This is a genomic window from Micromonospora coxensis, assembly GCF_900090295.1.
Classification (GTDB): domain Bacteria; phylum Actinomycetota; class Actinomycetes; order Mycobacteriales; family Micromonosporaceae; genus Micromonospora; species Micromonospora coxensis.
The window spans coordinates 1,220,149-1,232,253 of the sequence record NZ_LT607753.1 but is presented as its reverse complement, the minus strand read 5'-3'; the positions used below and the strand labels follow the sequence as shown (position 1 = coordinate 1,232,253).

General features: G+C 73.8%; 11 protein-coding genes. 6 read left to right on the top strand and 5 right to left on the bottom strand.

Annotation, left to right across the window (positions count from 1 at the left end; all coding sequences use genetic code 11):
• Positions 1 to 147 precede the first annotated feature (147 nt).
• Positions 148 to 765 carry a TIGR03086 family metal-binding protein gene (locus GA0070614_RS05490; RefSeq protein ID WP_088974933.1) on the top strand — a complete coding sequence of 206 codons (618 nt, stop codon included), beginning with the start codon at positions 148 to 150 and terminating at the stop codon, positions 763 to 765.
• A 120-nt stretch (positions 766 to 885) separates the two neighbouring features.
• Positions 886 to 2,187, top strand: a complete 1,302-nt coding sequence (gene rfbH / locus GA0070614_RS05485; RefSeq protein ID WP_088974932.1) for a lipopolysaccharide biosynthesis protein RfbH — start codon at positions 886 to 888, stop codon at positions 2,185 to 2,187.
• Positions 2,188 to 2,281: 94 nt separating this feature from the next.
• Here the strand turns inward: rfbH and GA0070614_RS05480 are convergent, their stop codons facing one another.
• A complete protein-coding gene (locus tag GA0070614_RS05480) occupies positions 2,282 to 3,262 on the bottom strand; it encodes an NAD-dependent epimerase/dehydratase family protein (RefSeq protein ID WP_088974931.1) in 981 nt (326 codons plus the stop codon).
• Positions 3,263 to 3,636: 374 nt separating this feature from the next.
• Between GA0070614_RS05480 and GA0070614_RS05475 the strand changes: the two genes are divergently transcribed.
• Positions 3,637 to 4,491, top strand: a complete 855-nt coding sequence (locus tag GA0070614_RS05475; RefSeq protein WP_197701425.1) for an AfsR/SARP family transcriptional regulator — start codon at positions 3,637 to 3,639, stop codon at positions 4,489 to 4,491.
• 308 nt (positions 4,492 to 4,799) lie between these two features.
• Positions 4,800 to 6,980: a peroxidase family protein gene (locus GA0070614_RS05470; RefSeq protein WP_231933541.1), complete on the top strand. Its 2,181-nt coding sequence runs from the start codon at positions 4,800 to 4,802 to the stop codon at positions 6,978 to 6,980.
• Between the two features lie 271 nt (positions 6,981 to 7,251).
• On the opposite strand, the gene GA0070614_RS05465 is transcribed toward GA0070614_RS05470, so the two are convergent.
• From GA0070614_RS05465 to GA0070614_RS05455, 3 genes are all read right to left on the bottom strand, one after another.
• Positions 7,252 to 7,551 (bottom strand): hypothetical protein, encoded by a 300-nt coding sequence (locus GA0070614_RS05465; RefSeq protein WP_157744943.1) that lies wholly within the window; start codon positions 7,549 to 7,551, stop codon positions 7,252 to 7,254.
• 147 nt (positions 7,552 to 7,698) lie between these two features.
• The gene (locus GA0070614_RS05460; protein ID WP_157744942.1) at positions 7,699 to 8,340 is read right to left on the bottom strand and encodes a copper resistance CopC family protein; all 642 of its coding nucleotides are present in this window, start codon (positions 8,338 to 8,340) and stop codon (positions 7,699 to 7,701) included.
• An 11-nt stretch (positions 8,341 to 8,351) separates the two neighbouring features.
• Entirely contained in the window at positions 8,352 to 8,942 is a 591-nt protein-coding gene (locus GA0070614_RS05455; RefSeq protein ID WP_172892375.1) for a hypothetical protein, read from the bottom strand.
• A 307-nt stretch (positions 8,943 to 9,249) separates the two neighbouring features.
• On the opposite strand from GA0070614_RS05455, the gene GA0070614_RS05450 reads away from it, so the two are divergent.
• Positions 9,250 to 9,576: a hypothetical protein gene (locus GA0070614_RS05450; protein ID WP_088974928.1), complete on the top strand. Its 327-nt coding sequence runs from the start codon at positions 9,250 to 9,252 to the stop codon at positions 9,574 to 9,576.
• A 46-nt stretch (positions 9,577 to 9,622) separates the two neighbouring features.
• On the opposite strand, the gene GA0070614_RS05445 is transcribed toward GA0070614_RS05450, so the two are convergent.
• On the bottom strand, positions 9,623 to 10,933 hold the full coding sequence (locus GA0070614_RS05445) for an extracellular catalytic domain type 1 short-chain-length polyhydroxyalkanoate depolymerase (RefSeq protein ID WP_088974927.1): 1,311 nt from the start codon (positions 10,931 to 10,933) through the stop codon (positions 9,623 to 9,625).
• A gap of 275 nt (positions 10,934 to 11,208) precedes the next feature.
• Here GA0070614_RS05445 and GA0070614_RS05440 point away from each other — a divergent pair, with 275 nt between their 5' ends.
• Complete coding sequence (locus GA0070614_RS05440; protein ID WP_172892374.1) at positions 11,209 to 12,105, top strand: DUF4231 domain-containing protein; 897 nt, start codon at positions 11,209 to 11,211, stop codon at positions 12,103 to 12,105.

Below are 12,105 nucleotides of genomic sequence, written 5' to 3'. Positions count from 1 at the left end.
CGCAGGCCAGCGCGGTGCGCGACACGCCGGGCCGGACCCTGCGGCGATGACTTTCCCGCTGCCCACCCGTCGTACAGGTAGGGCCCCGGTGGCGCCTCGACAGGCGTACGCCGGGGCCACCTGACGTCGAGTGGCAGGAGAACGGTTATGTCAACGGTGAAGCCCGGACGGACGGCCGGTCCGTCGGTGAGCGGTGCGGGGCTCACGGCGGAGGAACGCGCCGTCGCCGACCGGTTCGCGCGGCTCGGGGCCCAGTTCGCCGACCGGATCGCCGCGGTGCCGGCGGACGCCTGGTCGGGGCCGACGCCCTGCACCGAGTGGAGCGTGCGCGACCTCGTCGCGCACGTCGTCGAGATGAGCGAGATCCACCTCAACATGGTCGGCCTGCCGGTGCCGCAGGGCCCCGGCGTGGACGTCGACCCGTACAAGGCGTTCGTGCGCGTGCGCGACCAGATCGAGACCAGCCTGAACGACCCCGAGCAGGCCCGCGCGGAGTTCGACGGGCGTTTCGGGCTGCGCAGCTTCTCCCAGGCGATCGACAGCGCGGTCTGCACCGAGCTGGTCGTGCACGGCTGGGACCTGGCCCGCGCCACCGGGCAGGACGAGCGGATCGACCAGGTCGACATCGACAAGGCGTGGGAGGCGCTGCGGATGGTCGGCGAGGAGGTGGTGCGCAGCCGCATGGTCAGCGGGCCGGCCCTCGAGCCGCCGCCCGGCGCGGACGAGCAGACCAAGCTGCTGGCGTACCTGGGGCGCCGGGCCTGACGGGCCGCACCGCCGGCCGGGACACCGCCGGCCGGCGGTGCCTCCACCGTTCCTCGACGCATCCTCGACCGGCGCCGTCGAGCATGGGCGTACGCAACGTGGAGCGGAGGGGGCGCGAAGATGACGTCGCTGAAGGCGCTGGTGCTCGAACAGACCCGCAAGTACCACCGGGAGCAGGAGCCGGGAGACTTCGTCCCCGGGGTGACCCCGATCCTGTCCTCCGGTGCGGTGCTCGACGAGGACGACCGCGCGGCCTTCGTGGAGGCGGCGCTGGACATGCGGATCGCCGCCGGGATCAGCGCCCGGCGCTTCGAGAGCGCGTTCGCCGCCTACTACAAGCTGCGCAAGGCGCACCTGGTCAACTCGGGCTCGTCGGCCAACCTGCTGGCGTTGACCGCGCTGACCTCGCCGAAGCTGGGTGAGGCGCGGCTACGCCCCGGCGACGAGGTGATCACGGTGGCCGCCGGCTTCCCGACCACGGTCAACCCGATCCTGCAGAACGGGCTGGTGCCGGTCTTCGTCGACGTGGAGCTGGGCACCTACAACACCACCGCCGAGCGGGTCGCCGAGGCGATCTCGCCGCGTACCCGGGCCATCATGATCGCGCACACCCTGGGCAACCCGTTCCCGGTGGCGGAGATCGCCGACCTGGCCACCGAGCACGACCTGTTCCTCGTGGAGGACAACTGCGACGCGGTCGGCTCGACGTACCGCGGCCAGCTCACCGGCACCTTCGGCGACCTGACCACGGTGAGCTTCTACCCGGCGCACCACATCACCGCCGGTGAGGGCGGCTGCGTGCTGACCGGCAGCCTGGAGCTGGCGCGCATCGTCGAGTCGCTGCGCGACTGGGGGCGGGACTGCTGGTGCGAGCCCGGCACCGACAACACCTGCCTCAAGCGGTTCGACTACCAGATGGGCACCCTGCCCGCCGGCTACGACCACAAGTACGTCTACTCGCACGTCGGCTACAACCTCAAGGCCACCGACCCGCAGGCCGCGCTGGTGCTCAGCCAGCTGCGCCGGCTGCCGGAGTTCATCGAGGCCCGGCGGCGCAACTTCCGCCGCCTGTCCGAGGGACTGGCCGACCTGCCCGGCCTGCTGCTGCCGCAGGCCACCCCGGACAGCGACCCGAGCTGGTTCGGGTTCCCGATCAGCGTCCGGCCGGAGGCGCCGTTCACCCGGCAGCAACTGGTGGCGCGGCTGGAGGAGCGCAGGATCGGCACCCGCCGGCTCTTCGCCGGCAACCTCACCCGGCACCCGGCCTACCAGGACGTGCCGTGCCGGATCGTGGGGGACCTGGCCAACTCGGACTTCGTCACCGAGCACACCTTCTGGATCGGCGTCTACCCCGGCATCACGCTGGAGATGGCCGACTTCGTGATCGACACCATCCGCACCTTCGTGACCGGGCGGCACTGACACCGCGCCCGGGACGGGATCCGCTCCCGCCGAGGGCGCACCCCGAGCCCCGGCGTGCCGGCGGCCGGTCGACCGGCCGCCGGCACATCCGCTGTCAGCCCTGCTCCCAGAGGGCCTCGATCGACTCCCGCACCCCGGCCCGGGGGCGCCACCCCAGCAGGCGCCGGGCCCGGCCGATGTCGGCGCGGGTCCAGGCGCCCCCGTTGCTGGACACCGGGGCGTCGACCAGCGGCACCGCGTCCGGCCGCAGCCCCGCCGTCTCCAGCAGCACCCGGACCAGCTCCCGCACGTCCTCGGCGACGCCCCGCCCGATGTTGATCACCTCTCCGGTGACCGGCGCGCGGCCGGCCAGCACCACCGCCTCGGCCAGGTCCCGGGCGTCGACGAAGTCGCGCCGGGCCGCGGCGACGGTCACCGTCAACCCCTCCGGGCCGGCCCGCCGCAGCCGGTCGCGCAGCGTCCCCAGAAAGCTCGCCGGTGTGGTGTACGGGCCGTAGACGTTCACCGCCCGCAGCACCACGGCGTCCACCGAACCGGCCTGCGCGGCCCGCAGCACGATCCGGCTCCCGGCCAGCTTCATCCGGCCGTACGCGGTGTCCGGACGGACCTCGGCGGTCTCGCGGACGCTGGTGCCCTCGGCGATCGGGCCGTACTCGTGCACCGAGCCGACGTGCACCAGCCGGGGCCGGGTCCGCGTCGCGCCGACGGCGGCGACGAGCCGGCGCACGAGCTGGACGTGTCCCCGGTGCAGCTCCTCGGTGCGCGCCCAACCGCCGGCGGCGTTGACCACCGTGTCCACCCCGGCGTCGCCGAGGATCCGGGCCAGCTCGGCCGGGGCGGTGTCGGCGACGTCTAGGGCGAGGAACGGGTGGTCGGGGTCGGGCGGCGCCGTCCTGGCGATGGCGAGGACCCGGTCGCCCCGCCGGGCGTACGCGGCGCAGACGGCCCGCCCGACACAGCCGGTCGCGCCCAGCACCGCGACCGTCGTGCCCGCCCGGTCGCCGGCGGCCCGGCCGGGCCGGTGGCCCGAGCGTGCCCGGCGGGCCGGGCCGCCGGTGCTCGTCTGCTCGGTCATCGCGCACCTCCTGTCGGCCCCCGGTCGGCTGGCGGGCCGGCGTGCGGCCCGGCGCGCCGCGGCCGGGCCGGGTGGGGGCCACGACGTCCCGGTGAGACCGGACCAGCGGCGGTGCGATGGGAAGGGCGGCCCGGGTCGATCCGACCCGGCCCGTTCCGCGGCGCGGAGGTGGGCGGCCGGCGGCCACCATCGGGTACGCCGACCCGCCGGCCGGTGCCGGCAAGCGTAGGAACGCCGTGCTCGACGGCCGGTCGCAACTCGCTCGAGGCGTCCCGACCATCGCACGACGGCGGCCGGCACGGTAGAAGATGCAGGCGCGACGGGCCGCCGATGACCATAAGGATCCGCTCAAGTCCATCCGATCAGGGGCGCGCGTGGAAGCTACGGGTCAATTCATCGACATGGCCGTGCTCGGGCCGCTGTCCGTACGGGTGCGGGGCGTCGCCTGGACGCCGACGGCGCCGAAGGTGCGCAACGTCCTCGCCGTGCTGATCGCGCACGCCGACCAGGTGGTGCCCGCGTCCTCGCTGAGCACCGAGCTGTGGGGGGACGAGCCTCCGGCCAGCGCGTCGACCACCGTGCAGACGTACATCCTCAACCTGCGCAAGCACTTCGCGGCCGCGACCGGCCGGTCGGTGGCGGAGGTCAGCACCGACCTGCTCGTCACCCGGGCCGGCGGGTACCTGCTGCGCAGCCGCCTGACCGGCCTGGACCTGCGTCGCTACGAGCTGCTGGCGCTGCGGGGGCGGCAGGCGCTGGCCGACGGGGACGACGCCGGGGCCGTCCGGCACCTGTCCGAGGCGATGCGGGTGTGGCGGGGCCGGGCGCTGGTGGACGTGCCGGTGGGCCGGCTGCTGGAGGCGCGCCGCCGGCAGCTGGAGGAGTCCCGGCTGGTCACCCTGGAGTACCTGGTCGACGCCGAGCTGCGGCTGGGCATGCACCGCGAGGTGCTGACCGAACTGGCCGCCCTGACCGTGGAGAACCCGCTGCACGAGGGGCTGCACGCGCAGTACATGCGGGCGCTGCACCTCAGCGGCCGGCGGGCCCAGGCCCTGGAGGTCTTCCACCGGGTGCGGGGCAACCTCGTCACCGAACTGGGCCTGGAACCCGGCCCGCCGGTGCAGCGCCTGCACCAGGCGATCCTCAACGCCGACAGCGACGTCGACGGCTGGTCGGCGGAGCGCCGCCCCCTCGTGGGGCCGCGTCCGTCCCCCGCAGGGCGGCCGTGACCCGCCGTGGCGGGGTGGTGGGCAACCGCTGCCGGACCGGCCGGCGGGTGGGGCCGCGCCGGTGACCGGAAGCCCGGGCCGCCCCGCTGCGCACGGCGGAAGAAGCGCCACCCCCGGGTGGCGTCCACACTACCGGGGAGATCGACAGCCGTACCCGGCGCTCGGGGGGCTCGCCCGTCGACGCCACGCGACGCCCGGTCGTACCCGCCGGTCGACCTGACCTGTCGCGCCCGGACGGACGTCCGGCGGTGGGGTCGCTACGGTCTCCGGCCCATCGTGTTCGTCAAGTCAAAGGGGAGGAGATGGGCATGCGTGCAGTCGCACGGGGCCGGCGTGGCCGGGCCCGATCAGCCAAGGCGGCCCAGGCCGCGGTCGTCGCCCTCGTGGTGGCTGCCGGGGTGGGGCTGAGCGGTCCGGCCAACGCCGGCGCCGCCCGGCCGGACCGGATACTCGGCCTCTGGGAGGTGCAGAGCATCGACGGGTCCGGCAACAACCGGGCCAACCCCACCTGGGGGAAGATCGACACCATCTACCCGCGGGTCGGGCCGGCCTGGTACGCCGACGGGCTCAACGAGATCGTCGACCTGCCGCCCGAGCGGTACGTCAGCAACCGGATCTTCAACGACGTCGACCAGAACATCTACTCACCCAACGGCGTCAGCCAGTGGGGCTTCGTGTGGGGCCAGTTCGTCGACCACACCATCGCCCAGCGGCTCGGCCGGCGGCTGGTCAGCCCGCCCGGTGAGACCCGCAACATCGTCTTCGACAACGCCGATCCGATGGAATCGTTCCGCAACGACATCGGCATCGTCCCGTTCGACCGGTCCCGCCCGGCCGACGGCACCGGCGTCACCACCCCCCGGGAGCAGATCAACACGGTCAGCTCCTACCTCGACGGGGCCGCCGTCTACGGCAACGCCATCGACCGGCTCGACTGGCTGCGCGAGGGCACCGTCGACGGTGACCCGCGCAACAACAAGGCCACCCTGCTGATGCCGGGCAACTACCTGCCCCGGCGGGACACCCGGGGCGACGCCTCCACCGCGCCGAACATGGTCGCCGGCGGGCAGCTGTTCAACACCCCGGAGAAGGCGGCGGTCACCGGCGACCAGCGGGCCAACGAGAACCCGGCGCTGCTGGCCATCCAGACCCTCTTCGCCCGGGAACACAACCGGATCGTCGCCCAGCTGCCGAAGTGGCTGTCCGAGCAGGACAAGTTCGAGATCGCCCGAGCGGTGGTCATCGCCGAGCAGCAGTACATCACCTACACCCAGTTCCTGCCGTCGCTCGGCGTCGACCTGCCCCGCTACACCGGGTACAAGTCCGACGTGGACGTGTCGGTGAGCAACGAGTTCGCCACCGTCGGGTACCGCGCGCACAGCCAGATCCGCGGTGACTTCCGGCTGGAGGCCGAGGTCGGCCGCTACAGCCAGCAGACCCTCGACCGGCTGCGTGAGCTGGACGTCGAGGTGACGGTCGAGGGCGACACCGTCCGGCTGATGATCCCGCTCGGTGAGGACGCCTTCTTCAACCCGGACCTGCTGGAGCTGCTCCAGCTCGGGCCGATGCTGCACGGCGTCGGGCTGCGCCCGCAGACCCGCAACGACGAGCTGATGAGCAACATGCTGCGCAGCTTCCCGTTCACCGTCCCCGTGCCCGGCAACCCCGGTTGTGCGGACGACCCGGCCCTGCCGCCCTGCCTGGCGGGGCGCAACGACCTGGGCGCGATCGACATCGCCCGCAGCCGGGACCACGGCATGCCGAGCTACAACGACCTGCGGGCCGCGTACGGCCTGCCGGCCAAGCCGTCGTTCGCGGCGATCACCGGCGAGGCGTCGGAGTCCTTCCCGGCCGACCCGGAGCTGACCCCGGGCGCGGAGATCGACGACCCGGACAGCCTGGACTTCACCGCGCTGTACGACGCCGAGGGCAGGCGTACCACGGCGGCGGCCGACGACGCGGTGCGCGCCGAGCGCCGTACCCCGATCGCGGCCCGGCTCAAGGCCGTCTACGGCAGTGTGGACCGGCTCGACGCGTTCGTCGGCATGATGGCCGAGCCGAACCTGCCGGGCAAGGAGTTCGGTGAGCTGCAGCTGGCGATCTGGCGCAAGCAGTTCCTCGCGCTGCGCGACGGCGACCGGTTCCACTACGGCAACGACCCGTTGCTGCCGCTGATCCGGGCCGCCTTCAAGATCGACTACCGGAAGACGCTCGGTGACATCATCGCCCTGAACACCGACATCCCCCGCGACCACCTGGCGGCCGACGTGTTCCGCACGCCGCAGGCCCAGGACCGGGCCGTCCCGAAGGTCCGCGGCAGCGAGCGGCTGCTGCCCGGTCGCTCCGGCACGCGTGCCCTCGTCGTCGGCAAGGCCGGCCCCGCGAAGCTGCCGGCGGACGGCGCCGCGCTGCTCCCGCCGGGCCTCGCCCCGTCCGGTTCGGCGTCGCGTACGCCCCGGCGGGCGTCGCGCCGGCACAGCCGGCCGTAACCACCGCACCGATCACGATCGGGCCGGGTGCCTCGCGCACCCGGCCCGATCCGTGTGCCCGTGCCGTGCCGGCGTCCGCTCTCGTCGGTGCTGCCGGCTCGCCCTGTCGGGGTCGGGCGGCGCGGCTCGACGGTGATGACGGTCAGCGGCCGTAGGTGTGCGGTCCACCGAGCCGACGGCTCAGGTACTCGGATTGGATCTCGCCGGTGAGCAGGCCGACCAGTGCTACGGAGAACCCGACTCGGCAGTGCCCGCCATGCGGCCCTCTTCCTCAGCGCAAGCCTTCGCTGGCTGGGCCGCTGTCCTGAACGAGGCGCTCGCCGGAGACGATGTCGCCGGGCCTGAGCTGGTCGCCACCGGAACCGGTGACGATGGCGGATGTCCCGGTCAGCTCCACCACGACCAGGTCCACGGTGCGCTCCTCGCGGCCGTGCTCGCCGCAGGCACGGTCGAAGCGGTCACCCGGGCGCGCCCAGTGCCGCGGGTGATACCCCGGCTCACCCGCCAACTGCCAGCCTCCCGGCACGTCCTGGACGGACTCGACGGAGAAGCTCAGCCGCTCGCTACGCACGGACATCATCGTGCCCGGCCGGCGGGACAGCCCTCATCCGGGGCTCCACCGCCGTAGCCGGAGGGCGCCGGACGGGCGACGTCAGGGATGCGGCGGTCCGGCGGCCGCCGGGGGAGCGGGCCGGCGGCCGCCGAAGACGGACGCCGGTCAGTCGCCCGGCGGCTCGGACGGCCCTCGGTCGCGGGGCCCGGACGCGGTCGGGCCGGCGGGCGTCGGTGTGCCTGCGGTGGCCGGGTGCGACGGGCCGGACGGGCGTCGGCGCATCAGCAGGACGAGGACGCCGAGCAGCACCAGACCGTCGACGATCAGCAGGGTGGCGCCCAACGGGTCGACGCCGTGGGCGTGCTCGCCGCTGTCGGTGATCGCGTCGGGGATCTCGCCCGTGGCCCGGGGCGGCACGCCGGTGCCGACGCTGAACCGCAGTACCCCGGTGTCGTCCTGTCCATTGGTGAAGGTGACGTGGTAGGCGACGCTGTAGTCGCCGGGCCGGTCCAGGCGGACCGGTTGGCGCAACCCGCTCTGCCCGTCGGTCCTGACCCGGCCGTCGTTGACCGTGGCCCCGGCGCTGTCGCGGACGGTGACGTGCGACAGCACCGGGTCCGCGTCGGTCGAGAGCCGCAGGGTGACCTGGTCCGGGGTGGCCGCCAGGGCGGTCCCGTCGGCCGGGGTCACCGCCAGCACCCGGGCCGGCTCCGCGTCCGACTGCCGGGCCACCGCCCCGACGGCGACGGCGATGCCGACGGCGGCCAGGGCGGTGGCGACGGCCAGGGTACGGCGTCCGGCGGACAAGACGGCCCCGGTCAGCCGGCGGACGGGGCGAGGGTCAGCCGCCGACGGCTCTCGTGGGTGCAGCTGCACGTCATCTGCCGCAGCTCGCCGTCGTTCGGCCGCAGGTGCAGGTACATCGCGATCAGCATCGGGAGGAAGACGATGGAGTTGTAGAACAGGTGCAGCTCGACGCGGGGCACGACGAGCTGGGCCAGGCTGGTCGGGACGGTGGTCCCGGGCAGCAGGAAGCCCATCTGGACCTGCAACAGCAGCAGCAGGTGCTCGACGTGGTGCCAGAACTGGATCACCAGGGCGATCGTCCACCAGGTGCGGGCCCGGCCGACGAAGCCGGGGCGCAGCGCGAACAGGCCGATCAGCATGACGATCGCATACCCGTAGTGCAGCCACTCCGAGCTGACCAGCCACGGGAACGGCATGCCCAGCACGCCGCGCGCCTGGGGGCGGGCCCACCCGAGCCCCCAGATCTGGAACGCCTGGACCAGGTGCTCGGCCCAGTGGCCCAGCACGATGACCATGTACAGCCCGAGAACCGCGCGATGGTGCCGCTCGTTGATCGCGCCGATCAGACCGCGCCGCGAGGTGTGCCCGTTGGCCACTGTCATGTGTGCACTCCATCCAGAAGGGCCGGACAACTCAGCGAACACACTAGGTGCCACCGTGTGACGGCGCTTATTCGTCCGTGCGCAGTTTCGGTGACCGGAATCGACCATGCCCGTCCCGGCGTCCACCTCGACGGGGCGGGCGGCGCGGCGATGAGTTTTCCGGGCCCCGGCCGTCATACCACCAACGGAGTCGGACGCGGCGCCAGGCCGCCAGTCGAAGCGGAGAGCGGTCCGTGACTGTGGTTCAGGCGGGGCGGCCCCCGCGCGCTGGTGCCCCCCGTCCGTCCGGCCCGTACGCCGCCCGCTGATGGACGACGGTGAGGGACCGCTCTCCTTCCTGCACTCCCGGCTCGGTCCGGAGATGGAGATGCGGGTGGTGGCCCTGCCGCCGGGGGGCGCGCTCGACTACGACGAGGCCGACTGGCGCGACGCCATCGTCGTGGTCGAACAGGGGCAGGTCGAGTTGGAGGCGGTGGGCGGCACGCGCCAGATCGTCGGGTGCGGCGACGTGCTGTGGCTGGCCGCGTTGCCGCTGCGAGCGCTGCACAACCGGGGCGCGGTGACGGCCACGCTGGTCGCGGTCTCGCGCCGGGCCCACTCGGGTCCGCCCGCCGACGAGCCCTCGCCGGGCTGAGCTGCGGCGGCGGGCGTCCTCACGCCCGCCGCCGCCACCTGTCGGGTCAGGCGGTCGCGCAGGGCGATCCGTTGAGGGTGAACGAGGTGGGCCGGCCGGTGTTGCCGGTGTGGGTGGCCTGGAAGCCGATGGTCACCGACGCGTTCGGCGCGATGGTGCCGTTGTAGGAGACGTTACGGGCGGTCACCGCTCCGCTCGTCGGCGCGTACGTCGCGTTCCAGCCGTTGGTGACGGCCTGCCCGGCGGGCAGGGTGAACGCGAGGCTCCAGCCGTTGACCGTGGCGGTGCCGGTGTTGGTGATGGTCACCGACGCGGTCAGCCCGGTGTTCCAGGCGTTGGCCGTCCAGCCCACCCGGCACGGGCCGGCCGGCGGCGGGGTGGTCGGCGGAGGGCTGCTCGGCGGAGGCGAGGTGGGCGGCGGCGTGGTGGGCGGGGTGCTGGTGTCCAGGCCGAAGAAGCGGATCGCCTGGGCGGCGTCGACCGGCAGGTTGTGCGACACGCCCTGCATGCTGATCGCCTCGACCGGCGCCTGTCCGCCGCTGCCGCCGTACCGGGTGCGGGTGTAGCCGGCCTGCGGGGTGTCCGTGTACGTCGGCGTCTGACTCAGGCCGTGCACGTCGGTCCACTGCTTGATCTCTTCGGTGAAGTTCTGGTAGCGCAGCACCTCGTCGTTCGTGCCGTGCCACAGCTGCATCCGGGGTCGCTTGCCGGTGTACCCCGGGTAGGCGTTGCGGACCAGGTCGCCCCACTGCTGCGGGGTCCGGACGAGCTGGCCGTCGGCGCACTCGCTGTTCCACTCCGAGCCGTTGGTGGTGGCGAAGCAGCCGAAGGGGACGCCGGAGAAGGCGGCGCCGGCGTGGAACACGTCGGGGTAGAGCCCGAGCAGCACGTTGGTCATCATCGCGCCGGACGAGATGCCGGTGGCGAAGATCCGGTTCGGGTCGACCGGGTACCGCTGCCGGACGTAGTCGACCATCGACTTGATGCCGACCGGGTCGCTGCCGCCGTCGCGGCGCAGCGCCTGCGGCGAGGAGACGTCGAAGCACTGGCTGCTGCGGGTCACCGACGGGTACACCACGAGGTAGCCGTACCGGTCGGCCAGCGCCGCGTACCGGGTGCCGGAGTACATGGCCGGGCCGGTGCCGGTGCAGTAGTGCACCGCGACCACCAGCGCCGGCTGCGGCGCGACCCGGTCCGGGACGTACAGGTACATCCTCAGGTTGCTGGGATTGGCGCCGAAGTTGGTCACCTCGGTCAGCGCGGCCGCCGATGCCGGCGCGGGGACGGACACGGCGGCCAGCGCGGTCAGCGCGGCGGCGGCCAGGGCGGCGCCGATCAGTCTGAGCCTGGATCTCATGGGACGGGGTTCCTCCGGATGGGCCGATGGGTCGGGTTCCGATCGAGGCTGCCCGGCACCCGATCATGTCCGGCTCAGGAACATCAACAAGTATGGATAGGCCCGGAAAGCGCTGGCAAGGGCGTCGGACGCTCCGGAACTTTCGGACATTGATCTGGATCGGCATGCTGGGAGGCGGGACGCTCCCCGGTGGACGGAGCCGGCCGGGTGACGCCGCCGGCCCGACGGGTCGCGGTCCCGGGCCGGCGCTGGCGAGGGAGGCAGGGAGGGTGGGGATGGAGCAGGTCGACACGTCCGCCGTGGCCGGTGTGTGGCAGGAGCACCGGCGGTGGTCCCGGGCGGCGGGCGCGGTCAAGCGGAGCATCGTGATCTGGCGCGGCGCCGCGCTGGCGGCCGGGGTCTGCGGCGCGGTGCTGGCCACCGCCGCCGTGCAGGTCGGGCCGGGCGACCCGGCGGGGCGGTCGATGGCCCTGCTGAGCGCGGTGGCCCTGGCCGTCGTCCCGGTGGTGCGGGTGTTCCGCCTCGGCCGGGACCGGGTCGAGGCGTGGACCCGGGTCCGGGCCACCAGCGAGGCCCTCAAGGCGCAGGTGTACCTGTACCTCGCCGGCGCACAGCCGTACGACGGGCCGGACCGCGACCAGCGGCTCAGGACCGTGGCCGCGACGGTCGAGGACGACGTGGCGGACCTGGCCGGCCTGGCGCTGAGCGCCGCCGCCGCCGACACCCCGCTGCCCGCCGTGCGGGACGGCGACGACTACGCCGCCCGCCGCGTGCGCCCTCAGATCGACGGCTACTACCGGGCCGGGGCGGCCCGGCACCAGCGTCGGCTCACCCGGTTCCGGACGGCGGAGTTCGTCGTCGCGGCCCTCGGCGCGGTGCTCGGGGCCGTCGCCGCCACGACCGGAGCCGGTGGCGTCGGCGCGTGGGTCGCGGTGGTGACGGTGGTGGGCGCCTCGCTCACCGCGCACGTCTCCGCCGCCCGGTACGAGCACCTGGTGGTGTCGTACCTGGCGACCGCGCGGCAACTGCGCGCGCTGCTGCACGGGTGGGAGGCGACGACGGACCGGACGCCCGCCGCCGTCGGGGCGTTCGTGCGGGCCTGCGAGGACGCGATCGCCCGGGAGAACCAGAGCTGGCTGGCCGCCTGGACGCACGACGACGAGCCGAGGTAG

Bases quoted from the DNA above. Each gene is read 5' to 3' on its own strand.
- GA0070614_RS05490 (WP_088974933.1), top strand. From the start codon at position 148: ATGTCAACGGTGAAGCCCGGACGGACGGCCGGTCCGTCGGTGAGCGGT.
- rfbH (WP_088974932.1), top strand. From the start codon at position 886: ATGACGTCGCTGAAGGCGCTGGTGCTCGAACAGACCCGCAAGTACCAC.
- GA0070614_RS05480 (WP_088974931.1), bottom strand. From the start codon at position 3,262: ATGACCGAGCAGACGAGCACCGGCGGCCCGGCCCGCCGGGCACGCTCG.
- GA0070614_RS05470 (WP_231933541.1), top strand. From the start codon at position 4,800: ATGCGTGCAGTCGCACGGGGCCGGCGTGGCCGGGCCCGATCAGCCAAG.
- GA0070614_RS05455 (WP_172892375.1), bottom strand. From the start codon at position 8,942: ATGACAGTGGCCAACGGGCACACCTCGCGGCGCGGTCTGATCGGCGCG.
- GA0070614_RS05450 (WP_088974928.1), top strand. From the start codon at position 9,250: ATGGACGACGGTGAGGGACCGCTCTCCTTCCTGCACTCCCGGCTCGGT.
- GA0070614_RS05445 (WP_088974927.1), bottom strand. From the start codon at position 10,933: ATGAGATCCAGGCTCAGACTGATCGGCGCCGCCCTGGCCGCCGCCGCG.
- GA0070614_RS05440 (WP_172892374.1), top strand. From the start codon at position 11,209: ATGGAGCAGGTCGACACGTCCGCCGTGGCCGGTGTGTGGCAGGAGCAC.